Consider the following 24,578-nt stretch of genomic DNA (forward strand, 5'->3'; position numbering starts at 1 on the left):
GCCTCCCGCACAGTTCGTTGGAGTAGCCCCGCCACTTCCCCCTCGGCAGCGATGCGCACCTCAGCCTTACTGGGGTGGACATTGGCATCCACCTGCTCGGAGGGAAGGGTCAGGTGCACCACGGCCAGGGGATGCCTCTCCTGGGGCAGAAGGCCCGTATAGGCCTCCTCCACGGCGAAGGCCAGGGCGCGCGCCTGCACGGGGCGACGATTCACAATGATGCTGATGTTCCCCCGATGGGAGCGGTGCAGATCCGGCGGGCTCACCAGACCCCATATCTTCCACCCCCGCTCGGGGGCCTCCCCCTGAACCTCCACCAACGCCTGGGCCACCTGGGAGCCATAGACAGCCCCCACGGCGTCCCGCAGGTTGCCATTCCCCGGCGCCGTGAGCACCGTGCGCCCGTCCACCTGCAGAGTGAAGCGCACCTGGGGAAAGGCCAGCACATAGGCACACACCACCTGCTGACAGCGGGCCGCTTCAGCCGACGGGGAACGCAAAAACTTGCGCCGCGCCGGCACGTTGCGGAACAGACCCCGCACCGTTAGGGTCGTCCCCACGCGGGCCCCGGCGGGCTCCCGACGGAGCACCGCCCCCTCCCGCACCTCCACCAGCGTCCCCTGCTCCTCGTCCCGATGGCGCGTCAACAGACTCACCCAGGAGACTTGGGCGATACTATACAGCGCCTCCCCCCGAAAGCCCAGGGTAGCGATGGCCTCCAGATCCTTCGCCGACGCCAGTTTACTGGTGGCGTGGCGCTGAAAGAGCAGGGGCACATCGGCCTGGGGGATGCCCACCCCATCGTCGGAGACGCGGATGCGCTCCATCCCCCCACCCACCACCTCCACCACCACCTGCGTCGCCCCCGCGTCCAGAGCATTCTCCACCAACTCCTTCACCACCGAGGCGGGACGTTCCACCACCTCCCCCGCTGCAATGCGGGCAGCCACCTCGGGGTCTAGAACACGGATAGGCACAGATGCTCCTACACGGTGGGGCGGCGATAGGCGTCGTCGCTACTGTGCCCGTAGAGGGCGATGTCGCGGATAATGCGGTAGACCCGCTCCATCTCCCGGTCGTCGGGCTTGGGCCAAAAGTACGGGCGCACCACAATCCCCCCCAACGCCGACACGATTTCCGGGTAATCGTCCACCACCACATCGGGCATGCGTGGAATGACCCCCTGAGCCACAAGACGCTCCACCGCAGCCCGATAGTTCTGCAACGGCTTCTCATACACCCCTACCACATAGGAGGCCAGCCCCACACTGCGCACCTCCCCCCATCGCACCCCCATCCCCGACCAGATGTGGAGGGTATGCCCGTCCTCCCGCAGCCGTTGGAACACCTCCTTCACCAAAGGGCGCAAGGTGCCATCCATGGCCAGGATGGTGTAGTCCATATCAAAAAAGAGGTTGAGGGAGCGCATCGGCATCCTCCCAAAGGTGTCCTGCAGGGTCTGTGCTAGGGCTACCCCCTCTCCCAACCTTTCCTTCCCGGCGTCCCCAGGGGGGGAGGGCGTCCCGCCGGTGGCGCCGCGGGGAACAGGGCGCGCGCCTTGCTCTGCAGGTGATACAGAAAGGTCAACGCCTCTAAGGGGGTGATGTTGTGCAGGTCCAGCGCCAACACCTCCTGGAGCAGGGAGTCCCCAACCCCGGCGAACAGGGAAAGTTGCTGGGCGGTGCCGTCCCGGCGCGCGGGGCGCTCCAACGTGGGGGTGGCAAGGGCAGACCGCTTCTCCTCCAAGCTGCGGAGCACCTCCCAAGCCCTCTGCACCACCCCTCGGGGCATCCCCGCCAACTGGGCCACATGCACCCCATAACTGCGGTCGGCCTTGCCCGGCACGATGCGGTGCAGGAACACCACCTTCCCCCCCTCCTCCTGCACCTGCACTGTATAGTTGCGCAAGCGGGGCAAAACCCCCTCCAGGGCTGTGAGTTCGTGGTAGTGGGTGGCGAACAGGGTGCGACACCCCAAACGGGGATGGTTGTGCAGATACTCCAACACCGCCTGGGCGATGGCCAGGCCGTCATAGGTGCTGGTGCCCCGCCCCACCTCGTCCAGGAGCACCAGGGAGCGAGCCGTGGCGTGATGCAGGATGTGGGCCGTTTCCACCATCTCCACCATAAAGGTGGATTGCCCTTCGGCCAAATCATCCTGCAGGCCAATGCGGGTAAAGAGGCGGTCCACCAGCCCGATGCGCGCCTCCTGGGCGGGCACGAAACTCCCCACCTGGGCCATCAGCACCATCAATGCCACCTGGCGAATGTAGGTGGACTTCCCGCTCATGTTGGGGCCGGTCAGGAGCAGAATCTGGTTTTGGCGCGTGTCCAGGAGGGTGTCGTTGGGAACGAAGGCCCCCGGGGGCAACACCTGCTCCACCACCGGGTGCCGTCCCCCTTTGATGTGAATCACGGGCGCTTCATCCAGGATGGGGCGCACATACCCATGCCGCTGGGCCGCCTCGGCAAAGGACGCCAGCACATCCACCTCGGCCACCGCCTGGGCCGTCTCCAGGATGCGGGGGGCCATCTCCCCCACCTGCCGACACACCTGCCGAAACAGGAAGGACTCCAGCTCGGCGATACGCTCCTGGGCGTTGAGAATCAGCGCCTCATACTCCTTCAGCTCGGGGGTGATGAAGCGCTCCGCATCAGTCAGCGTCTGGCGGCGAATGTAATGGGGCGGGACTTTGGCCAGGTTGGGCTTGCTCACCTCAATGTAGTAGCCGAACACCTTGTTGAACCCCACCTTCAAGGAGGCGATGCCCGTGCGTTCCCGCTCCTTCTGCTCCAGGCCCGCCAGCACCTCCCGGGCGTTGCGGGCGGCATAGCGCACCTCGTCCAGATCCTTGGAAAAGCCCTCCTTGATGACGCCTCCCTCGCCCACGGGGGTGGATGCCTCCTCCTCAACAGCGCGGGCGATGAGGTCTACCGCCTCGGGGCAGAGGTGGATGCGGGCGCACAGGGAGGCGAAGGGAGGAGCCTTCTGCAACACCTCCACCAGGCGGGGGAGGGCCTCCAGCCCCCGGCGTAGAGCCACCACCTCCCGAGGGGTGGCCATCCCCGCCCGCACCCGATTGAGCAGACGTTCTATGTCCGCTACCTCCTTCAGCACCCCCCGCAGGCCCTCCCGCTCCAGGGGGTGCTGCACCAGCCATGCCACCCGATCCAAGCGCTCCTCCAGTTCCTGGATATCTAACAGGGGCTGGGCCAGCCACTTGCGCAGGAGCCTTCCCCCCATAGGCGTGCGGGTATAGTCCAACACCCCCAGGAGAGACGGCCCCGTGCCTGTGCGCCCCCCCTGGAACACCTCCAGGTGGCGGCGGGTGCGGGCATCCAGAGGCATATAGCGCTCGGTGGTATAGGTGCGCAGGGAGGTGATAAGGCCCAAGAAGCCCTTCTGGGCACGGGCCAGGTGAAACAGCACCGCCCCCGCCGCCCGTATAGCCAGGGGGAGGTGGGCACATCCGAAGGCCTCCAGGGTGTGCACCCCCAGGTGGGCCTTCAGGCGCTCGGTGGCCTCCTCCAGGTCAAAGGCGGGGGCGGGCAGGGGCGTGGTGGCGTTGCCCCCAGGCGGGGGCGGGGCACCCTCGGGCAGAAGGAGTTCGGCCGGCGCCAGACGCTCCAGTTCCAGCAACGCCTGGGGCCAGGGGCACTGGGTTACGGCAAACTCCCCCGTGCTAATGTCCGCATAGGCCAGACCGGCCGCGTCCCCCTCCAGCACCAGGGCGCACAGGTAGTTATTCGCCTTCTGGTCCAGCAGGGCGGGCTCCAGCACCGTCCCGGGGGTTACCACCCGCACCACCTCCCGCTCCACCAGGCCCTTGGCTGTGGCGGGGTCGCCCAGTTGCTCACAGATGGCGACCTTGAAGCCCTTTTTGATGAGGCGGGCCAGGTAACCCTCCAAAGCATGGTAGGGGATGCCCGCCATAGGCACCCGATGCCCCTTCCCCATCTCGCGGGCGGTGAGGGTTATTTCCAGTTCGCGGGAGGTGGTATAGGCGTCCTCCCCGAAGGTCTCGTAGAAGTCCCCCAGGCGAAAGAGGACGATGCAATCGGGGTAGGCGCGCTTGATGCGCTGATACTGACGCCAGATGGGGACGGCCTTCTCCGGGGTGCCCACCGCTTCCCTCACCTGTGCCCATTATAGCGGGGGTGTGGGCTCCCGACACCCAGAACCCGTTTACTTGTGCGGGATGGGCGTAAGGCCCCGGTGCACTATCCACCACTCCAGGCTGTCCTGCAGGGCCAGCCAGGACGCCTCAATGATATTGGTGGATGCCCCCACCGTGCGCCAGGTGCGCTGGCCGTCGGTGGACTCCATCAGCACCCGCACCGACGCCCCTGTGCCCGACCCCTGATCCACCACCCGCACCTTGTAGTCCACCAACCGCACCCCCTCCAATTGGGGGTAGAAGGTTTGCAACGCCTTGCGGACGGCGTTGTCCAGGGCGTTGACGGGGCCGTTGCCCTCGGCGGCTGTATGGAGCACCTGCCCGTTCACCCGCACCTTCACCGTCGCCTCGGCCAGCAGGTCGCCCCCGTTCTCGGGGGTGCGCCGGCGCTTCTCCACCACCACCAGAAAGTCCACCAACTCAAAGGGGGGGCGATAGCCGGGCTGTTCCCTGCGCACCAGCAGTTCAAAGGACGCCTCCGCCTCCTCGTATTGGAAACCCCGCGCCTCCCGCTCCTTCACCACCTCCAAGATGCGGCGCGCCAGGGCCTCCTCGGCGGGCAGGCCCACCTCCCGCATCTTGTAGAGCACATTCCCCCGCCCCGCCAACTCGGAGACGATGATGCGCTTGGTGTTGCCCACCGCCTCGGGCGGAATGTGCTGATAACTCTCCTCTACCTTCATCACCCCCGAGGCGTGCAGGCCCCCTTTGTGCACAAAGGCGCTACTGCCCACATAGGGCTGAGTGGGGGCAAGGGGGCGGTTCACCACCTCGCTCACCCAGCGGGCTAACGCCGTCAACTGGGGAAGGGATTCATCGGGCACCACCGGTATGCCTAACTTCAGGTGCAAAGCTGGAATGAGGGAGACCAGGTTGGCGTTGCCGCACCGCTCCCCATAGCCATTGATGGTGCCCTGCACCTGCACCACCCCCGCCTGCACCGCCGCCAGGGCATTCGCCACCGCCAGTTCCCCGTCGTTGTGGGTGTGGATGCCCAGGGGCACGGGCACCTCCCGCCGCACCGCCTGCACAACGGAGGCGACCTCATGGGGAAGGCTCCCCCCGTTGGTGTCGCACAGCACCACGCAGGCCGCCCCCGCCTCGGCCGCCACCTGGATGCACCGCAGGGCATACTGCCGATTGGCCTTCCACCCGTCAAAGAAGTGCTCGGCATCAAAAAAGACCCGCCGCCCCTTGCTCCGCAGGTAGACAATGGAGTCCCGAATCATCGCCAGGTTCTCCTCCAGGGAGGTCTCCAGCACACGGGTTACATGCAAATCCCACGTCTTGCCCACCAGAGTAACCACGGCGGTTTGGGCTTCCAGCAAGGCGCGGATGTTGGCGTCCTGCTCCACAGGTGTGTGGGCCTTACGGGTGGAGCCGAAGGCCACCACCGTGGCCTGCTTCAAGGGCAGGTGGCGCACCCGTGCAAAGTACTCGGCGTCTTTGGGGTTGGAGCCGGGCCACCCCCCCTCAATGTACGGGATGCCGAAGGCATCCAGGCGCTGGGTGATGCGCAATTTATCCTCCACCGACAGGGCGATGCCCTCCTGCTGGGCGCCGTCTCGTAATGTCGTATCGTACAGGGCGACCTGATACATAGCACCTCCTTACCTGCACACAAAACACAAAGCCCGTCCCCGAAGGGACGGGCGTTCTTTCCCGCGGTACCACCCTTCTTCCCCTGGGGTTGCCAGGGGCACCTCACCGGGGTGCTATCACACCCCCGCCCGGGTAACGGTGGGCGCTCCGTCCGCGCCTACTGGGGCCGAAAGCCTGTTCGGGCGGCGGCTCGGGAGGGATATCCACGCCCCCGGTGCGCATCCCCTTCCACCACACGGGACTCGCTGGGCACACCCGCAGGGCGAGATGTGGCTCCGTCGTCGCCTTTGTTCTCCAGAGTACTTCCTCTGCACCCTTGTGTCAACCCCCCGCAGTTGACAACCTGCCCCACACCCCCCATAGTGGGGGAAGGGCATCCCCACACCCGTGCCAGGAGGCGGGCATGTTCTTCGGATTGGCAGCACCCCACTTTCGGCAAGTGGCCTCGGTGGAGGCCCTGCAGAGGGTCGCCCGCGAGGCGGAGGCCTTGGGCTACCACAGCCTTTGGGTAACCGACCACATCCTGCTGCCCAAGCAGTACCACCAGCGCTTCGGGGCCGAGATGCTGGAGATGGTGCCCGTGCTGGGCTATCTGGCGGCCATCACCCAGCGCATTCGCCTCGGCACCAGCGTGGTCATCCTGGCCCATCGCAATCCCATCTTCATGGCGCGGGCGCTGGCCACGGTGGATGTGCTCTCCGGCGGTCGGCTCATCGTGGGGGCGGCAGCGGGGTGGTGCAAAGAGGAGTTTGAGTTTCTGGGCATCCCCTTTGACCAGCGGGGGGAGATCAGCGACGAGACCCTGCGCATCTACAAGGTGTTGTGGACGCAGGACGAGCCCCACTTTGAGGGCAAGTTCTGGCGCTTCAGCAACACCCGCGCCGAGCCCAAGCCCGTCCAGAAGCCCCACCCCCCTATCTGGATCGGCGGCAACAGCCGGCGTGCCCTGCGCCGCGCCATAGAGTTGGGCGATGGCTGGCATCCCACCCGCCCCTCCCCCCAAGACATTCTCGCCGCCCGCCCTATCCTCCAGCGCCTGGCCGAGCAGAGGGGGCGGCGCTTGGACCACTTCCCCATCGTGGTGCGCCACCCCCTCAAGTTCACCGACACCCCCAGCCCCCAGTTCCCCCTCATCGGCCCCCCCGACTCCATCCGCCGGGGGATTGAGGAGTTTCAGAAAGCGGGCGTGGACGGCTTTATGCTGGATACCTTCTATAGCGTCCCCGCTGTGGCCCACGAGACGGTGGACACCATCCTGCGCACCATAGAACGCTTCGCCCGCGAAGTGATGCCCCACTTCCGCTAGAGGCAGGAGCCGGGCGTGGCGCGCGGGGTGCTCATCGCCTTGGGGATAGGCGGAGGCCTCCTGGTGGGTATCGCCGTCCTAGCAGTTCTCCTCACACGGCGGGAGCCTCCTCTGTATCCCCCTACCACTCCCGAAGGGGTTACCCAGCGCTACCTGCAGGCCCTGGCCCAGGAGCAGTGGGCCGAGGCCTATACCTACCTCGCCCCTGACCTGCAGGCTCGATGCACCCTGGATGCGTGGCAAAGCCAGGTGGCCTTTGCCCGCTATACCTTGGAGCAGTCGGCCGTGCTCCTACGGGGAGTGGACTACAGGGACGAAGGGACAGTGGTGGTGCGGGTGGTTTTCTCCCAACCGGCGCCCCCCCGCCCCTTTCAACTGACGCCCCAGGACTGGACCAGCGAGCACCAGTTCCGTCTGAAGCGCCAGGCGGACGGCAGTTGGAAGTTCGCCGTCTTTCCCTGGCCCCTGTGGCCCGAGGGGCAATGCCCCTAGTGAGGGACTTGTGAGCAACGCCCGTCGCCTCTACTTCTATAGCGTCGCCTTCATCGCCCTGATGGTATCTGCCAGCGGTGCCACCTCCCTGCTGGGGATGCTCCTGCAACTGGCCCTCGGCGATATCCTGGTGGCGCCGGGCCGTGCCACCCGGGAGCAGGCCAGTGTCGCCCTGGCCATGCTGGTGGTGAGCGTGCCCCTGTGGGCGGTGCATTGGGGCATCATCCAGCGCTCCGTCCGCCGCACCCCCGACGAGGCGGGAGCGGTGGTGCGCAAACTGGCCCTCTACGGGGCCTTGGGTCTGGCAGCGGCCATCCTGTTCAGCCAGACCGTTACCGTGCTGGTGCGGGCTTTCAGGGGCGATGGTGATGCAGTGCTTCTGCTCCCCGCCTATCTCGTCTGGGGTGCGGTGTGGTTCTACCACTGGGGCGTGGAGCGGGCCGAAGGGCAACCCTCCGCCGGCGCACGCACCATCCGCCGCTGGTACATCTACCTCACCAGTTCCTACGGCTTGGGGGCTCTGGTGGGCGGGAGCATCTTCGCTTTGGCAGCGCTCCTCACCCGCGCCTACGATGCCCTATTGGCCATGCCCTACCTGGCCCGCCCCGGCCCCTTGTGGGACGCGGGGATGCACCGCGCCGTGGCGCTGGTCCTGGCGGGGGGAGCGTGGTGGGCCTTCCACGGGCTGGGGATGGCCAAGCACGATACCCCATCCCTCCTGCGGCGGGTCTATCTCTCCCTTTGGGCGTTGCTGGGGGGTGCAGTCCCGGCGGTAGGCGTTACTGCCTTTGTCCTCTCCCTGGTGCTGGCGTGGGTGCTGGGGGCATCCCCCGCAGGCACCATAGAGCACTTCCGCAGTATACCCCGTGTCCTTCCGGCTCTGGGGATTGCCCTGGCCCTGCTGGCGTACCACGGGGGTGTGATGCAGAGGGAATTGGAACAGGCGGGGCAAGGCGAAAGCGCCCGGCGGGTCTTGGGCTATGGCCTATCAGCCCTGGGGCTAGCGACCTTGATGGGCGGGATGGTCGCCCTGTGGAGCCTGCTGTTGGGGCTGGCGACGCTGGGCGGGCCCGCCCCCCTGGTGGGGCCGGACCCTGGGCGGGGCCTGCTGGCCGTGGCCCTGGCCCTTCTGGCCGTGGGGGGGCCGTTGTGGGCCTCCCAGTGGACACGCCTGCACCGCCGCGCCCACACCGCAGGAGCTCCCGAGCGCTCGGCCCTGGCGCGGCGCATCTTCCTGTATGGGGTGCTGGGGGTTTTGGCGGTTCTGGCGTTGACCAACGCTGTCGCCTTCCTTTCCCTCCTCCTACGGGATATCCTCGCGGGACGGGTCGCGTGGGGGTTCCTAGAGGCAGGGCGCTGGCCCCTGGGGATACTCCTCACCACCCTGCCCCTGCTGGCCTACCATTGGCAGGTCTTGCGGGAGGACCAGCGGGCAGAAGCCCAAAGGCCCCTGGTACGCAAGACGATAACCCTGGTGGTGGGGGAAAAGGGGCGTCCCCTGCACACCGCCCTGGAACAAGCCCTGGGCACCCGCCTGGAGGTGCTTTGGGTTGTGGAGACGGAGGGGGAGGAACCCCCCACCCTAACCCCGGAGGCGCTGGACGCCCTGGTGGAGCGCATCCGCACCACCCCTGCCCCGCGGGTGCTGGTACTGGCCCTGGGCGGCACCATCCGCATCTACCCACGCCCCTAGGGAGAACACCCCTCTTTCCCCCAAAACACCCCCGTACCCCCCTTGACAACCCCGGGGGGATGCGCCTATAGTCATGAGTGGCTGGAGTCCCCGAGGGGGCACTCCAGGAGAGTCACCAACGGATGCAGAGGACCTGAAACCCAAAAGGCAGGCCACACCACCAGGGGCGGCGGCCCACGCGGTGTGTGGCCGCCGCCTCTGCATCAGAGCACCTTAACAAGGGAAGAGGAGCGCCAAGCATCACCACAGGGCACAGGCGTGGAGTCTGGGCCCTGCAGTGGGGAAAGGTGCTACGGGCCCACGGTGGATGCCTAGGCGCCAAGGGCCGATGAAGGGCGTGGCAAGACTGCGAAAAGCCTCGGTGAGCCGTCGAGCGGGCTAAGCCGGGGATACCCGAATGGGGCAACCCGACGGGGACGCCGAGTTCCCGTCATCCCCGGGCGACCGGGGAGGGCAAGCGGGGGAAGTGAAACATCTCAGTACCCCGAGGAAGAGAAAGCAATCGCGAGCCCCCTAGTAGTGGCGAGCGAACGGGGGTGAGCCTAAACCCAGAGGGCTCAGTGGCCTGGGGGCCTATGCCCTCTGGGGGTTGGAGGCGGTGCCAGGGGAGGCCCCAGGCTCCCCACAGAGTTACCAACCCTCCCTCTAGCCGAAGTCCCTGGAACGGGACGCCACAGAGGGTGAAAGCCCCGTAGGCGAAAGGGGGAGGGCTCTGGGCACCTGCCTGAGTACCACGGGGCACGAGGAACCCTGTGGGAATCTGGGGGGACCACCCTCCAAGGCTAACTACCCTTGGCGACCGATAGTGGACCAGTACCGTGAGGGAAAGGTGAAAAGCACCCCTGGCGGGGAGTGAAAGAGACCTGAAACCGTGGGCCTACAGACAGTCGGAGGGGGCCGCACGGCCCCTGACGGCGTGCCTGTTGAAGAATGATCCGGGGAGTTCTTCTCTGGGGCGAGGCTAAGGGTCTGGAGACCTGGAGCCGCAGGGAAACCGAGTCCGAACAGGGCGACCAGTCCCAGGGAAGAGACACGAAGCCAGGTGAGCTACCCATGGCCAGGGTGAAGCCCCGCTAACCCGGGGTGGAGGCCCGAACCCGTGGCACGGGCAAATGCCTGGGATGAGCCGTGGGTAGAGGTGATATGCCAACCGAACCTGGAGCTAGCTTGTTCTCTCCGAAATGCATGAGGGTGCAGCCTTCGGGGAAGCCCCACGGGGGTAGGGCTCTGGACGGGCTAGGGGGCGCGAGCTTACCAAACCCGACCAAACCACGAACACCGTGGGGTGCTCCCGGGGAGTGAGGGGGTCGAGGATAAGCCCGATTCCCGAGAGGGGAACAACCCAGACCGTCGGCTAAGGCCCCCAAGTGCAGGCTCAGTGGGAAAGGAAGTGGGGCTCCCCAGACAGCCGGGAGGTTGGCTTAGAAGCAGCCATCCTTTAAAGAGTGCGTAACAGCTCACCGGTCGAGGGGTCCTGCGCCGAAAATGTCGCGGGGCTAAGCCTGCCGCCGAAGCCACGGGTGTGCCCCTGCGCCGCAGGGGCACGCGGTAGGAGAGCGTCCCCTGTCCGCTGAAGGGGGGGCGGAAGCCTCCCTGGAGGGCAGGGGAGTGCGAATCCCGGAACGAGTAGCGCCAAGGCAGGTGAAAATCCTGCCCGCCGAAAGCCCAAGGGTTCCTCCGCACCGTTGTTCGGCGGAGGGTCAGTCGGGCCTAAGCCGAGGCCGCAAGGCGTAGGCGATGGAGAGCTGGTCAAGATTCCAGCACCACCCACCTCCCGGCGAACGGGAGGGGGACGGGGAAGGGTAGGCAGAGCGCCCCCAATGGACATGGGGCGTTCTCCCCTGTAGCCCCCCCGGGTAAGGGGGGAGAGACGTTCGGGGGCAACCCCGGGCAACTCTGCCGAGCCCACGCCTCCAAGAAAAGCCCTCCCCGGAGGGGGGTGGGTGCCCGTACCGCAAACCGCCACAGGTGGGCTGGGGGCAACGCCCCAAGGCGCACGAGCGAACCCTCGCTAAGGAACTAGGCAAACGGGCCCCGTAACTTCGGGATAAGGGGCGCCCTCTGGGGTGAAGGGGCACGCCCCCGGAGCCCCGGGGGGCCGCAGCACAGCACCTCTGGGGACTGTTTAACAAAAACACAGCTCGCTGCGAAGGGGAAACCCGACGTATAGCGGGCGACGCCTGCCCAGTGCCGGAAGGTTAAGGGGAGGGGTACACGCCCCAAACTGAAGCCCCGGTGAACGGCGGCCGTAACTCTAACGGTCCTAAGGTAGCGCAGTCCCTTGTCGGGTAAGTTCCGACCCGCATGAAAGGCGGAACCACTGGAGGACTGTCTCAGCGGGGGGCTCGGTGAAGCTGCAGGGCCTGTGAAGATGCGGGCGACTCGCGGCGGGACAAAAAGACCCCGTGAAGCTTTACTGCAACCTGGCACTGGACTGGGGTCGTGGCTGTGTAGGATAGGTGGGAGGCGACGAAGCGGGGGCGCCAGCTCCCGTGGAGCCAACGGTGAAATACCACCCTTCCGCGGCTTCGGTCCTAACCCCGGTGGGGAAGTCGGGGGACCGTGCCTGGTGGGCAGTTTGACTGGGGCGGTCGCCTCCTAAAAGGTAACGGAGGCGTCCCAAGCTCCCCTCAAGGCGGATGGACATCGCCTGCAGCGTGCATGGGCAGAAGGGGGGTTGACTGCGAGGCCCACAAGCCGAGCAGAGGCGAAAGCCGGGCCAAGTGATCCTACGGTCCCTCGTGGGAGGGCCGTGGCTTAGCGGATAAAAGCTACTCCGGGGATAACAGGCTGATCGCGCCCAAGAGTTCCCATCGACGGCGCGGTTTGGCACCTCTATGTCGACTCGTCCCATCCTGGGGGTGAAGGAGCTCCCAAGGGTCAGGCTGTTCGCCTGTTAAAGGGGTACGTGAGTTGGGTTCAGAACGTCGTGAGACAGTTCGGTCTCTATCTGCCGCGAGCGTAGGAGGCTTGAGGGGGGCTGTCCCTAGTACGAGAGGGCCGGGATGGACCGACCTCTGGTGTCCCGGTTGTCCTGCCCAGGGCACCGCCGGGTAGCCATGTCGGGACGGGATAAGCGCTGAAAGCATCTAAGCGCGAAGCCCACCCCAAGACGAGGCCTCCCACGGCACCAAGCCGGTAAGGCCGCAGGGAGACGACCTGCTTAAGCGGCCGGAGGTGGAAGGCGGGCAACCGCTGGAGCCGACCGGCGCGCATCGGCCGAGGCCTTCCCCCACTGCAGGGCCGAGACCCCACGCCCCCCCTCTTCCCTCCCATCGCGGGGTGGAGCAGCGGCAGCTCGTCGGGCTCATAACCCGAAGGTCGGTGGTTCGAGTCCACCCCCCGCTACCAACGCCACTTCCCACGGCCCCGCGGATACCCCCACGGGGCCGTCTCTTTTTTCCCCCTTTCCTCCCCTCCGCTATACTACTCTTAAGAAGCACTACACCCAGGGGAACATCACCTATGCCCACCTACGACGTCATTATCATCGGCGGCGGGGCAGCCGGACTGTCCGCCGCCATCTACACCACCCGCGCCCAACTGAAAACCCTCGTCATCGAAAAACTCGGTTGCGGCGGCCAAATCCTCACCACCGACATCATCGAAAACTACCCCGGCTTCCCCGACGGCATCAAAGGCCCCCTCCTCGCCCGCGCCATGGAGGAGCAGGCCCGCAAGTTCGGCGCCGACATTCTCTATGATGTGGTGGAACGGGTGGACGTGCAGGGCCACCCCAAAACCGTGTACACCTCCAGTGGCCCCCTCACCGCCACAGCCCTCATCCTGGCCACCGGCGGCGAGCATAACAAACTGGGCGTCCCCGGCGAGGAGGAGTTCGCCGGGCGCGGCGTCTCCTACTGCGCCACCTGCGACGGCAACTTCTTCACCGACCAACCCGTCGTCGTGGTCGGAGGCGGAGATGCTGCCATTGAAGAGGGCCTCTACCTCACCCGCATCGTCCAAAAAGTAACCGTCGTCCACCGACGTGACCACCTGCGCGCCAGCAAAATCCTCCAACAGCGCGCCTTCGCCAACCCCAAAATGGAGTTCAAGTGGAGCACTATCGTCCAGGAAATCCGCGGCAACACCTCCGTGGACCGAGTGCTCCTCAAAGACCTCAAAACAGGTCAGACCTACGAGTTCCCCACGAAAGGGGTGTTCATCTACATCGGCTTCCACCCCGCCACCGATTTCCTCAAGGGCAGCGGCATCCCCATGGACCCCGCCGGCCACGTCATCACCACCATCCGCATGGAGACAGCCATCCCCGGCGTGTTCGCCTGTGGGGATGTGCGCCAGTTCTCCGACCGGCAACTAGGCACCGCCGTGGGGGACGGCATCACCGCCGCCCTCTCCGCCTATCGCTACATCACCGAACATCTCCCCCACACCTAAACCCACACGGGCCCCACGCCCAGAAAGGAGCAAAGCACAGCATGACCACCATCGGTTGGGGCATCATCGGCATCGGCCAGCACGCCGACCGCTTCATCGCCCCCGCCATCAGCAAGGCCAAAGGGGCCCGCCTGGTGGCAGTGCTCAGCCGCGACAAGGGACGCGCCCGCGCCTTCGCCGACAAGCACGGTGCCCCCGGGGCCTACGATTCCCTCCCCGATTTCCTGCGCCACCCCGGCTTGGATGCGGTGTTCATCGCCTCCCCCAACGCCCTGCATAAGGAGCAGACCATCGCCTGCGCCCAGGCGGGCAAACACGTCCTGGTGGAGAAGCCCATGGCCCTCTCAGTGCCCGACTGCTGGGCCATGATAGAGGAGTGCCAACGCCGAGGAGTCAAACTGGGTGTGGGCTTCCACGCACGCCAGCACCCCGCCCACCAGGAGGTGCGCCGCCTCGTCCAGAACGGCGTGCTCGGCGACCTGGTGCTCCTGCAGGGGCAATGGGCACGGGGCACGCGGGGCCAGAAAACCGTCCCCCCCGCCACAGGCCTGCGCGCCTGGTGGAGCGACCCCGACTTGGCCGGCGGCGGAGCCGTCATGGGCATGGGCGTCCACATTATGGACCTCCTGCGCTTCGTCAGCGGGCAGGAGATCATCCAAGTTACTGCCATGACCGACGGCCAGTCCGAGGCCAAACCGCTGGAGGACCTGGCCATCGCCCTCCTGGCCCTCTCGGGCGGAGCCTACGCCACCCTCGTCTGCTCCCGCCGTATACCCGACTCCCTCAACAACCTGGTGGTGTACGGGGTCAACGGACGGGCAGTAAGCATCAACACCCTGGGCACCACCCTGACCGGCCGTTTAGAGGTGGAGACCCAGCAGGTGCAGACCACCATCGCCTATACCGCCGGGGATATGTATCAGGCCGAGGTGGAGGCCTTCCAGAAGGCTATCCTGGAGGGGGGCGATCCCCCCGCCACAGGGATGGACGGCCTACGGGTCTGCCAGATAACCGAGGCCCTCTTCCGCTCCCAGCGGGAGGGGAAGCGCATCCCCGTCCCCCCCCTGTAACCCCCAGGGTGGATTACCCCGCAGGCGTGGGGGGTGGCCCCTCCCGATACTCGGGCAGACGACGCACGGTATAGCGCCCCCCGTTGCTAATAAGGGCCTCCACCGCCGCCCGTGCCGTGTCCAGCCAGGTGAAGCAGGGGATACGCCTTTCGGCCGCCGCCCGCCGAATGTAAAAGCCATCCCGCAGGGGGTCCCGCCCGCCGGAGAGGGTGTTCACCACCGCATCTACCAACCCCGCCTTGATCACATCCACCACACTGGGCTGGTCAGGGGTGCTGTGGGTCAGCTTGCTCACCGTCTTGACATGGCTGATGCCCACATCCCGCAGGAAGCGCGCCGTCCCCTCGGTGGCATAGAAACCCCACCCCTGCCGTGCCAATGCCAGGGCGATCTCGGCCCCCTCGGGCTTGGTGCGGTCGGACAGGCTCAGCAGGATGTTCCCCTTAGGGGGCAGGTGCATCCCCGCCGCCATCAACGCCTTGGTCAGCGCCGCGTGGAAGTCGTGGTCAATCCCCATCACCTCGCCCGTGGACTTCATCTCCGGCCCCAGGTAGGTATCGGCCCCCGTCAGTTTGCTCATACTGAACACCGGGGCCTTCACGGCCACCAGCTTCATCCGCCGATAGAGGCCCCCCTGCCACCCCTGCCGGCGCAGGCTGATGCCCAGCATGGCGTGGGTGGCCAGACGCACCATAGGCACCCCCGTTACCTTGCTGATGAAGGGGATGGTGCGGCTGGCGCGCGGGTTGGCTTCAATGACATACACAGTGGACTTGAAGGGCTCGCTCGGGGGCTGACGGGGCGTGCGGTAGGGCGGCCCCCCCATCACGATGAACTGCACATTCATCAGCCCCACCACCCCCAGTGCCCGCCCGATGCGCTGGGTGTAATCCACCAGCGTCTCCACCTCCTCGGGCGTCAAGGTTACCCCCGGATAGACGGTGATAGCATCCCCCGAATGGACGCCCGCCCGCTCAATGTGCTCCATCATCCCAGGAATCAGCACCTCCTCCCCATCGCACACGGCATCTACTTCACACTCCTTCCCCTCCATATACTTGTCCACCAGCAGGGGCTTCCCGGGGGAGACCTCCAACGCCGAGCGGGCATACTGCTCCAGTTCCTCGGGGGTGTAGACGATCTCCATCGCCCGCCCCCCCAGCACATAACTGGGGCGCACCAGCACGGGGTAGCCGATGTGCTCGGCCACCTCCAAGGCGTCCTGCACCGAGAGCACCGCCGCCCCCGGCGGTTGGGGAATCCCCAAACTGGACAGAAACTCCTCCCACTTGCTCCGGTCGGACGCGATGTCAATGGCCTTGGCCGAGGAGCCCAGGATGGGCAGGCCCGCCCGGTCCACCCCCTGGGAGAGGTTGAGGGCCGTTTGCCCCCCGAACTGGACGACGGTGGGCGGGGGCCCCTCCTCGGCCGCCTCGTTCTCCAGCAGGTCGCGCACCGCCTCCTCGTCCAGGGCCTCAAAGTACAGGCGGTCGGAGGTGTCAAAGTCGGTGGAGACAGTTTCGGGGTTGGAGTTGGCCATCAGGGCCTTCCAGCCCGCCTTCTGCAGCGCCCACGCCGCGTGCACCGAGCAGTAGTCGAACTCTATCCCCTGCCCGATGCGGATGGGCCCCGAGCCGATGACCAAGGCCTTGCGCCCCGGGAGGGGGGGGGCCTCGTTCTCCTGCTCATAGGTGGAGTAGAAGTAGGGGGTAACCGCCTCAAACTCGGCGGCGCAGGTGTCCACCATCTTGTAAACAGGGCGGATGCCCCACTGCTGGCGCAAGGCGCGCACCCGCTCCGGCAGGCCCTGGGCATGGCCCAGGGCGGCGATGGTGGCATCCGAGAAGCCCATGCGCTTGGCCTCCCGCAGGAGGGCAGGGGTCAACTCCTCCTTCAGGAGGCGCTGTTCCATCTGCATGATGCGCCCAATGGCACGGGTGAACCAGGGGTCTATGAGAGAGGTGCGGGAGACCTCTTCGGGAGTGGCCCCACGGCGAATGGCAGCGGCGATGGCCCACAGGCGCAAATCGTGGGGTGGGAAGAGGGGAATATCCCGCCAGTCCTTGCGCTCCCGCCACGCCGGCGCCTCCCACAGTAGGTTCTTGGCCTGGTGCTCCAGCCCCCGCACGGCCTTCTGCAGGGCCGCCTCAAAGGTGCGGTCTATGGCCATCACCTCCCCCGTGGACTTCATCTGGGTGGTGAGGGTGCGGTCGGCATAGGGGAACTTGTCAAAGGGCCAGCGGGGGATTTTCACCACACAGTAGTCCAAGGCCGGCTCAAAACACGCCAGGGTCTTGCGGGTAACGGCGTTGGGAATCTCGTCCAATCGCTTGCCGATGGCTATCTTGGCGGCCACACGGGCGATGGGGTAGCCTGTGGCCTTGGAGGCCAGGGCGCTGGAACGGCTGACGCGGGGGTTGACCTCAATCACATAGTAGTCCAGGGGGCTTTTGGGACGGGCCGCTTCGGGCAGGGCCTCGGCCACGATGGGATGGGGGGCCAGGGCGAACTGGATGTTGCATCCCCCCTCTATCCCCAGGGCGCGGATGATGCGGAGCGCCGCCGAGCGGAGCATCTGGTGCTCCTTATCGGACAGGGTCTGGGACGGAGCCACCACAATGGACTCCCCCGTGTGGACGCCCATGGGGTCCATGTTCTCCATGTTGCACACGGTGATGCAGTTGTTGGCCCCGTCCCGCATCACCTCGTACTCCAGTTCCTTCCAGCCCTCCACGGAGCGCTCCAGGAGCACCTGGTGCACGGGGCTGGCGTGCAGGCCCCGCTGCACGATTTCCTCCAACTCCTCCCACCGGCGCACCATACCCCCGCCCGTGCCCCCCAGGGTATAGGCGGGGCGCACCACCAACGGCAGGCCCACCTCCTCGGCAAAGCGGCGCGCCTCGGCCACAGAGGTAACGGTGGTATTGGGGGGCTGGGGCTCGCCAATCTCCTGCAAAAGTTGGCGGAACAGCTCCCGGTCCTCGGCGCGCTTGATGGCCATGAGGGGCGTGCCCAGCAGGCGCACCCCATACTTGTCCAAAATGCCCTTTTCGGCCAGTTCCACCGCCATGTTGAGGCCCGTCTGCCCCCCCAGAGTAGGCAACAGGCCATCGGGGCGCTCCCGGGCGATGATCCGCTCCAACACCTCAACCGTGAGCGGTTCAATGTACACGATGTCGGCGATGTCCTCGTCCGTCATGATGGTGGCGGGGTTGGGGTTGACCAGGACGGTGATCACCCCCTCCTCCCGCAGGGAGCGGCACGCCTGGGCGCCGGCGTAATCAAACTCGGCCGCCTGGGCGATGACAATAGGACCAGAGCCGATGACCAGCACTTTAGAGGGTTTGAAAGCCATCACAACTCCTTTCCTGTGCGCAGGACTTCCTCAGCGAAGGGGTTCCCTTCCCGAAGCATCTGCTCCCACTCCTGGGGGGGGTAGACCAGCGGCTCTATGGGCAGGTCGCCCGCCAGGCGCAGGATGGCATCGGCACGGTAGGGGAAACGCTCCCCAAAGTCGCCGATGATGACCAGATCTATATCGCTTCCCTCGTGCACCTCCCCACGGGCGAAGGAGCCGAACAGGATGACCTTCTGCACGGGGTAGGTAGCCTTGAGGAGGCGCACAAAGGCCTCCAGGCGCTGGGCGTACTCCTCCAAGCGATCTAGGTCTATGCGCACGACCTTGCTCATGCCCCCTCCTGGGGGAGTTTGCTCTGCACGAAGGTGAGAATGGCAAAGGCGGCGGTGAGGCATCGCTGGGCATCCTGGGCCGTAAAGAAGTCGGCGGGAGCCTGGTGCCCGCCCAGGGCGTTGGGATAGCGTGTCGTTATGTAGAACAGAGCCAACAGATGGGCCTGCTCCGCTACCTGGGCGAAAGTGGGGTCTATCCTCTGGCACTCCCGCACCAGGTCATCCAAGGCTTGGGTCAAGATAGAGGTGCGCCCGTGCTGATAGAGGAAGGCTTTAAGGGCCTTTTCGGCGCACTGCTGGGCCTGGAAGCAGGCCCACTCGTAGCGCCCTGCCCCTGCACTCGCTTGAGCGCCCTCCCAGTCGGCTTGGCTTTGGCGCAGCCACGCTTTTGCGACGGGGCGCACCGCCTTTTCCCCCTCCATCTGTGCTATCGTGGGACCCGGCATGGAGAAGGACACACGCTACTGGTATGACCAGGTGGAGTACGATGGGGAGACGGCACAGGCCATGTTCCGTAGCCGTCGGTATCGGTCTGTGGTGTTTTTCTGCCACCGGGCGTTGGAGCAGAGGGTGAAGGGGCTGGGGGCCCAGGCGACGGGCACCACCCCTCCCCGCACCCACGACTTGGGACGGCTGGCGGCACTGGCCAACGGACACCTCCTGTGGCGTACGGGGCCTTCCTGGACGAACCGACGCACCTGACCCTAGAGGGCCGATACCCAACCCTGGGCCTGCCCTTGACGCGAAGCAAGGCCCAGGCCACAGCAAGTGCACGGGCGTGGTGGTCGTCCAGCGGGGCTAGGCGAGGGCGCATAGGAGCCTCACCTCCCTTGGGGCTCATACAGACGCACCCCTGGGATGCGCTGGAAGTGAGCATCCAGGGTGTAGACGGGGCAATCGTGCTCAATAGCTAGGGCGGCGATGAGGAGGTCAGTGAGCCCCACTTTTTGGCCCCGTTGGCGTAACTGATAGGAGAGCTCAGCAACACGAAGCCAAGTCCCGTGGGTCTCCGTAGCGTAAGGGAGGGCGATCAAACGGCTCTGTAAGGGTGCGAACTCCTGGGGAGTCCGTGCCCCCTGAAGCAGTTCTGCCAACACCGGCCCTACCATCAGAACCTGCCTTTGAGCCAAGAGATAATCCACAGCGCGGTGCTCTGGCGACCCAAGGGCGCGCAGGAACTGCACCCATACGGAGGTATCTACGATGACCATAGCCCTTACCGGGGTGCATCCATATGGCGCAGGTCGTACCAGTCGTCGCCCAGGTCTATGGTGCCCGCCATCGCCCGCAACTCCTCTATACGCTTCCAGCGGATGTATTCCTCCAGGGCCTTAGCGAGAGCCTTGCTTTTCCGCTTCTCCCCCGTGACCCGCAGCACCTCCTCCACCAGTTTGGCGTCTATGCTGACGGTTGTTCGCACCACGCACCTCCAGGCACAAACGTGCCATTACTCTCCCGCTTTCCCTCGCACCATCTCCATAAACTGGTCAAACAGGTACTCGTTGTCCCGCGGCCCTGGGGACGCCTCCGAGTGATACTGAATGGTCAGCAGAGGCAGGGAGCGGTGGCGCATCCCCTCCACCGTCCCGTCGTTCAGATTGATGTGGCTCACCTCCAGGTCGGGCGGGAGGGAGTCCGCATCCACCGCATACCCGTGGTTCTGGGCGGTGATGTACACCCGCCCTGTGCGCATGTCGCGGACGGGGTGATTGCCCCCCCGATGGCCGAACTTCAGTTTGAAGGTGCGCCCCCCGAAGGCGCGGGCGAGCACCTGATGCCCCAGGCAGATGCCCAGAAGGGGCACCCGCCCCACCAGCCCCCGCGCCGTCTGCACCACCCCGTCCAGCAGGGCGGGGTCGCCCGGCCCGGGGGAGAACACCACCCCATCCGGGCGCAGGGCCAACACCTGCTCTGCCGTAAAGGTAGAAGGCACCACCGTTACCCGACACCCCCGACGGTTCAACAGGCGCATGATGTTGTACTTCAACCCGCAGTCGAAGGCCACGATATGCCACCGCTCGGCGGTGGTGGCGGGCCAGGTGTACAGGCTCCCTGTGGTAACCTTCTGCACAAAGTCCACATTGCCATAAGGGGGCACATCCCGCAGGCGGGCCAGGGCGCTTTCGGGGCCTTCGTCGCACGCCAGAATTCCCATCATTACCCCCCGCGTGCGCAGGCGATGGGTCAACGCCCGCGTATCCACCTCCGTCAGCCCCGGCACCCCGTAGGCCTTCAGGAAGGCGTCCAGGGTCATCTCCGCTCGCGGATGGCTGGGCTGGGGACACCACTGGCGCACCACCATCCCCGCCACCTGAATCCGCCGCGACTCAAAGTCCTCCCGATTGATGCCGTAGTTCCCCTGCATGGGGTATGTGGGCACCAAAATCTGCCCCGCATAAGAGGGGTCGGTCAGCATCTCCTGATAGCCCGTCATGGAGGTGTTGAACACCACCTCCCCATAGGCCGACTCCTCCGCCCCAAACACCTCCCCCTCAAACACCGAGCCGTCTTCCAGCACCAGGTAGCCTCGCTTGCCCATGTTATGTCTCCTTTGTCGCCAGGGGGCGGCGCACCAGCCACAGGCTCACCGCCACCCGCCACAGCATCAGCAGGAGGGCATTGCCCCCCAGGAAGATGACCACCACCGGCACCACCAGGGGCCGGTGGAGCCACTCGCTCCGAAGCCACAGCCCCACCAGGCCCGCCACGAGCCACGGCCCCACAACCCGCCACCACGCCACCCGCGGGTGGCTGACGGCCGAGGGGTGAAAGGCCCCCAACACACCCCCCACTATCAGCCACGCCACCGCCAACGGCACCGCATTGCGCAGGATACCCTGCAGGGTTACAGCCGTCTGGTGGCTCATCAGTCCCAACACCGCAAACACCCCAAACGACAGCAGGTCGCCCGCCAGCACCAGAGCCATCAAACCCCACGCACGCCGGGGTGGCACCAGGGCCCTCATAGGCTCCCCCCTCCTGCGGGCGCGGCTGTGCGGGCGTCGTAGACCACCCTGCCCCCCACCACCGTGCCCACCACCCGCCCTTGGAGTGTTACCCCCGCCAGGGGTGTGTTCTTGCCCTTGGAGGCGAAGCGGTCGGGATCCACCGTCCACCGCTCCGCTAGGTTCAGGAGCACCAGGTCACCCCACGCCCCGGGGCGCAGGCTTCCCAGCCCTTTCCCCCGCTCCCCCAGCACCCGTGCCGGCCCGATGGTCAGGGCCTCCACCAGGCGTCGGAAGGGCAAGCCCCCCTGCACCACCAACGCGGTGTAGCACAGGGCGAAGGCCGTCTCCAACCCGCTGATGCCGAAGGCCGCCTCGGCGAAGGTGCCCATCTTATCCACCGCTGTATGGGGGGCGTGGTCGGTGGCGATGGCGTCAATCACCCCCTCCCGCAAAGCCTGCTGGAGGGCGTCCCGATGCTCCGCACTGCGCAGGGGCGGGTTCACCTTACAAGCCGTGTCATACGCCCGCGCCGAGAGGGGGGCAAAGGGCGACCCCTCCCCGTGCTCCCCCAAGAGCCACGCATCCGTCAAACACAAGTGGTGGGGTGTCGCCTCGGCCGTCACGGGCAGGCCCCGCTCCTTGGCCCGGCGCACCACCTCCACCGTGCCCGCCGTGGAGATGTGGGCCAAGTGCAGACGCCCCCCTGTCAGGGCGCACAGGGCGATATCCCGACTGGCCATGCTCTCCTCCGCCTGGGGAGGCACCCCCGGCAGGCCCAGCCGACTGGCCACCCACCCCTCGTGGGCCACACCCCGCGCCAGGGCTGGCTCCTCCAGGTGGTTGATAATCGGAAGGCCGATGAGGGTGCTGTAGTGCAAGGCCGTGCGCATCAGGAAGGCGTTGGCCACAGGTGCCCCGTCGTCGGAGAAGCCCACCACCCCCGCCTGGGCCAAATCGGCCAGTTCGGCCAGTTCCCGCCCCTGTCGCCCCTTGCTGATGCACCCCAGGGGCAGAACGCGCGCCAGCCCCACCGCCTCCCCCCGCCGACGCACCGCCTCCACCAGGGCGGGGGTGTCAATGGGGGGTTGGGTATTGGGCATAGCGCACACGGTGGTGAAGCCCCCTTTGACCGCCGCCAGGGCGCCGGTGGCGATGGTCTCCTTCTCCTCCTCCCCGGGTTCCCGCAGGTGGGTGTGGAGGTCCACAAAGCCGGGGCAGACCACCAGCCCTGTGGCGTCCAGCACCAACGCCTCATCGGGCGGGGCCAGGGATGGGCCCACCGCCTCCACACGCCCCTCCCGAATCAACACATGGGCGGTGGCGTCCACCCCCTGGGAGGGGTCCACCACCCGCCCGCCCCGCACCAGCAGGGGCCTCATGGGCGTCCTCCCGCCGGCATGCACAGCAGATACAGCAGGGCCATTCGCACCGCCACCCCGTTGGTAACCTGCTCCTGAATGACCGACTGGGAGCCGTGGGCGACGGCGGGGCTAATCTCCACCCCCTCATTCATAGGCCCGGGGTGGAGCACCAGAGCGCCCGGGCGCGCCCGCAGCAACCGCCTCTCGTTCACCTGATACAGGGCGATATACTCCCGCAGGCTGGGGATCAGCCCGGCTTCCATGCGCTCCTTTTGCAAGCGCAGGGCCATCACCGCATCGGCCCCCTCCAGGGCCTTGTCCAGGTCCGTCTCCACCTCCACCGAGGCGAAGGGGTGGCCGGGGGTCTCCCGTCGCCCCTTGAGAAGATCCCAGGGGAGCAGTGTAGGTGGGGCGCACAGCACCACCCGCATCCCCATCTTGGTCATCCCCCACAGGTTGGAGCGGGCCACACGGCTGTGGGCGATGTCCCCCACGATGACGATGGTGCGCCCCTCCAGGGTGCCCAGATGCTCCCGCAGGGTGAAGAGATCCAGCAGGGCCTGGGTGGGGTGGGCGTGGGTGCCGTCGCCGGCATTGATAACAGACGTGCGTCCCAGCCAGCGGGCAGCCAGGTAGGGAGCACCCGCGTGGGGATGGCGCAAAACCAGCACATCGCAGGCGGTGGCTTGCAGAGTGAGAAGGGTATCCACCAGAGACTCCCCCTTCTCCACACTGGAGCCGGTCGCCTGCATATTGATCACATCGGCCGAGAGGAGTTTGCCCGCCGTCTCAAAGGAGATGCGGGTGCGGGTGCTGGGCTCATAGAAGCAGGTGATAACCGTCTTCCCCCGCAGGGAGGGGAGTTTCTTCACCTCCCGCCCCAGCACCTCCTTCATGCTGGTTGCCAGGTCCAGCACCAGGGAAATCTCCTGGGGCGCAAAGGTATCCAAATCCAAGATGTGGCGATGGGGCCAGGGGACAGATGCGCTCCCCGCCTTACGGCGTGCTGGGGTTGTTTCTACCTTCTGCATAGGCCCCCTTCTCCTTGTGTGTTGGCCAAGCCCCTATTCAATCCGAGCGGACGATGACCACCTCATCCCGCCCGTCCACCTCCTCCAGGCGCACCTGCACCTCCTCCCGCACACTGGTGGGGATATTGCGCCCCACATAGTCGGCCCGCACCGGCAGTTCCCGATGCCCCCGGTCCACCAGCACCGCCAGTTGCACCGACTTGGGGCGCCCCCAGTCGGTCAGGGCATCCATGGCCGCCCGCACCGAGCGCCCCGTGAACAGCACATCGTCCACCAGGATGCAGTGGCGCCCCGTGACATCCACGGGGATGTGGGTCGCCCCGGCGGGCAGGGGCCGGCGCAGGTGGATATCGTCCCGGTAGAAAGAGATGTCCAGGCTCCCCACGGGCACTTCTACCCCCTCAAACCGCTGGATGCGCTCGGCCAGGCGCTGGGCCAGGGGCACCCCCCGCGTCAGGATCCCCACCAGGAGCAGGGCGTGGGCACCCTTGTTGCGCTCCAAAATTTCGTGGGCCATGCGCGACAGCGCGCGGCGGATGTCTTCGGCCGTCAAAATCACCCGTTCCGTTGCCACACTGCCTCCCGCAGGGCACACAAAAAACCCGCCTGCCCCAGCTGGCAGGCGGGACGCGCATACTCCGCCCCATACCTGTGCCCGACGCCTTGCCAGCCTCACGGGGCTGTCCTTTAAAGGCTGTCGGCTGTTAGCCCTTGGCTTCTAAAATAACACATTACCACAGGGATGGAGCACCGCGCAAGGGGAATGGCCGTGCCTCCGGCCACCTCTGCTGGTGTATACTACTGCACAAG

The 24,578-nt window shown here is 66.3% G+C and carries 19 protein-coding genes, 1 tRNA gene, 1 rRNA gene and 1 pseudogene; 8 read left to right on the forward strand and 14 right to left on the reverse strand.

What is annotated here, in order from left to right:
* Positions 1-11: 11 nt before the first annotated feature.
* The 4 genes and pseudogenes from mutL to cimA all read right to left on the reverse strand — a co-directional run bounded on the left by mutL (position 12) and on the right by cimA (position 5,778).
* A pseudogene (gene mutL / locus NZ951_05610) lies at positions 12-920 on the reverse strand (DNA mismatch repair endonuclease MutL).
* 65 nt (positions 921-985) lie between these two features.
* A complete protein-coding gene (locus NZ951_05615; GenBank protein ID MCS7207394.1) occupies positions 986-1,435 on the reverse strand; it encodes a hypothetical protein in 450 nt (149 codons plus the stop codon).
* Positions 1,436-1,470: 35 nt separating this feature from the next.
* A complete protein-coding gene (gene mutS / locus NZ951_05620; GenBank protein ID MCS7207395.1) occupies positions 1,471-4,125 on the reverse strand; it encodes a DNA mismatch repair protein MutS in 2,655 nt (884 codons plus the stop codon).
* Positions 4,126-4,185: 60 nt separating this feature from the next.
* Positions 4,186-5,778, reverse strand: a complete 1,593-nt coding sequence (gene cimA / locus NZ951_05625; protein ID MCS7207396.1) for a citramalate synthase — start codon at positions 5,776-5,778, stop codon at positions 4,186-4,188.
* Positions 5,779-6,182: 404 nt separating this feature from the next.
* Between cimA and NZ951_05630 the strand changes: the two genes are divergently transcribed.
* From NZ951_05630 to NZ951_05660, 7 genes are all read left to right on the forward strand, one after another.
* On the forward strand, positions 6,183-7,085 hold the full coding sequence (locus NZ951_05630; protein ID MCS7207397.1) for an LLM class F420-dependent oxidoreductase: 903 nt from the start codon (positions 6,183-6,185) through the stop codon (positions 7,083-7,085).
* Between the two features lie 15 nt (positions 7,086-7,100).
* Positions 7,101-7,577 carry a hypothetical protein gene (locus tag NZ951_05635; protein ID MCS7207398.1) on the forward strand — a complete coding sequence of 159 codons (477 nt, stop codon included), beginning with the start codon at positions 7,101-7,103 and terminating at the stop codon, positions 7,575-7,577.
* Between the two features lie 10 nt (positions 7,578-7,587).
* The gene (locus NZ951_05640; protein ID MCS7207399.1) at positions 7,588-9,270 is read left to right on the forward strand and encodes a DUF5671 domain-containing protein; all 1,683 of its coding nucleotides are present in this window, start codon (positions 7,588-7,590) and stop codon (positions 9,268-9,270) included.
* Positions 9,271-9,550: 280 nt separating this feature from the next.
* Positions 9,551-12,505, forward strand: a 23S ribosomal RNA gene (locus tag NZ951_05645).
* Between the two features lie 41 nt (positions 12,506-12,546).
* Positions 12,547-12,621, forward strand: a tRNA-Met gene (locus tag NZ951_05650).
* A 114-nt stretch (positions 12,622-12,735) separates the two neighbouring features.
* A complete protein-coding gene (gene trxB / locus NZ951_05655) occupies positions 12,736-13,668 on the forward strand; it encodes a thioredoxin-disulfide reductase (GenBank protein ID MCS7207400.1) in 933 nt (310 codons plus the stop codon).
* A gap of 41 nt (positions 13,669-13,709) precedes the next feature.
* On the forward strand, positions 13,710-14,738 hold the full coding sequence (locus NZ951_05660; protein ID MCS7207401.1) for a Gfo/Idh/MocA family oxidoreductase: 1,029 nt from the start codon (positions 13,710-13,712) through the stop codon (positions 14,736-14,738).
* A gap of 13 nt (positions 14,739-14,751) precedes the next feature.
* Here NZ951_05660 and carB read toward each other — a convergent pair whose 3' ends face one another.
* Genes carB through NZ951_05675 form a run of 3 tightly spaced genes read right to left on the reverse strand, consistent with a single transcriptional unit; the run spans position 14,752 to position 18,832 of the window.
* On the reverse strand, positions 14,752-18,093 hold the full coding sequence (carB, locus tag NZ951_05665) for a carbamoyl-phosphate synthase large subunit (protein MCS7207402.1): 3,342 nt from the start codon (positions 18,091-18,093) through the stop codon (positions 14,752-14,754).
* Complete coding sequence (locus NZ951_05670) at positions 18,093-18,428, reverse strand: nucleotidyltransferase domain-containing protein (protein MCS7207403.1); 336 nt, start codon at positions 18,426-18,428, stop codon at positions 18,093-18,095. Before NZ951_05670 ends, carB begins: the two co-directional genes overlap by 1 nt.
* Positions 18,425-18,832, reverse strand: a complete 408-nt coding sequence (locus NZ951_05675; GenBank protein ID MCS7207404.1) for a HEPN domain-containing protein — start codon at positions 18,830-18,832, stop codon at positions 18,425-18,427. The genes NZ951_05670 and NZ951_05675 overlap by 4 nt, the downstream gene beginning before the upstream one ends.
* Before the next feature lie 40 nt (positions 18,833-18,872).
* Here NZ951_05675 and NZ951_05680 point away from each other — a divergent pair, with 40 nt between their 5' ends.
* Positions 18,873-19,130 carry a HEPN domain-containing protein gene (locus tag NZ951_05680; protein MCS7207405.1) on the forward strand — a complete coding sequence of 86 codons (258 nt, stop codon included), beginning with the start codon at positions 18,873-18,875 and terminating at the stop codon, positions 19,128-19,130.
* A 119-nt stretch (positions 19,131-19,249) separates the two neighbouring features.
* Here the strand turns inward: NZ951_05680 and NZ951_05685 are convergent, their stop codons facing one another.
* Genes NZ951_05685 through pyrR form a run of 7 tightly spaced genes read right to left on the reverse strand, consistent with a single transcriptional unit; the run spans position 19,250 to position 24,342 of the window.
* The gene (locus tag NZ951_05685; GenBank protein ID MCS7207406.1) at positions 19,250-19,639 is read right to left on the reverse strand and encodes a PIN domain-containing protein; all 390 of its coding nucleotides are present in this window, start codon (positions 19,637-19,639) and stop codon (positions 19,250-19,252) included.
* A gap of 5 nt (positions 19,640-19,644) precedes the next feature.
* The gene (locus tag NZ951_05690) at positions 19,645-19,851 is read right to left on the reverse strand and encodes a type II toxin-antitoxin system VapB family antitoxin (GenBank protein ID MCS7207407.1); all 207 of its coding nucleotides are present in this window, start codon (positions 19,849-19,851) and stop codon (positions 19,645-19,647) included.
* Positions 19,852-19,875: 24 nt separating this feature from the next.
* Entirely contained in the window at positions 19,876-20,967 is a 1,092-nt protein-coding gene (gene carA, locus NZ951_05695) for a glutamine-hydrolyzing carbamoyl-phosphate synthase small subunit (protein MCS7207408.1), read from the reverse strand.
* A 1-nt stretch (position 20,968) separates the two neighbouring features.
* The gene (locus tag NZ951_05700) at positions 20,969-21,394 is read right to left on the reverse strand and encodes a DUF3054 domain-containing protein (GenBank protein MCS7207409.1); all 426 of its coding nucleotides are present in this window, start codon (positions 21,392-21,394) and stop codon (positions 20,969-20,971) included.
* Complete coding sequence (locus tag NZ951_05705) at positions 21,391-22,755, reverse strand: dihydroorotase (GenBank protein MCS7207410.1); 1,365 nt, start codon at positions 22,753-22,755, stop codon at positions 21,391-21,393. Before NZ951_05705 ends, NZ951_05700 begins: the two co-directional genes overlap by 4 nt.
* Entirely contained in the window at positions 22,752-23,768 is a 1,017-nt protein-coding gene (locus NZ951_05710; GenBank protein MCS7207411.1) for an aspartate carbamoyltransferase catalytic subunit, read from the reverse strand. Before NZ951_05710 ends, NZ951_05705 begins: the two co-directional genes overlap by 4 nt.
* Positions 23,769-23,805: 37 nt before the next feature.
* A complete protein-coding gene (gene pyrR, locus NZ951_05715) occupies positions 23,806-24,342 on the reverse strand; it encodes a bifunctional pyr operon transcriptional regulator/uracil phosphoribosyltransferase PyrR (GenBank protein MCS7207412.1) in 537 nt (178 codons plus the stop codon).
* Between the last annotated feature and the right edge of the window lie 236 nt (positions 24,343-24,578).

The sequence above is a fragment of the Dehalococcoidia bacterium genome (assembly GCA_025060295.1).
Classification (GTDB): domain Bacteria; phylum Chloroflexota; class Dehalococcoidia; order Lucifugimonadales; family HRBIN23; genus HRBIN23.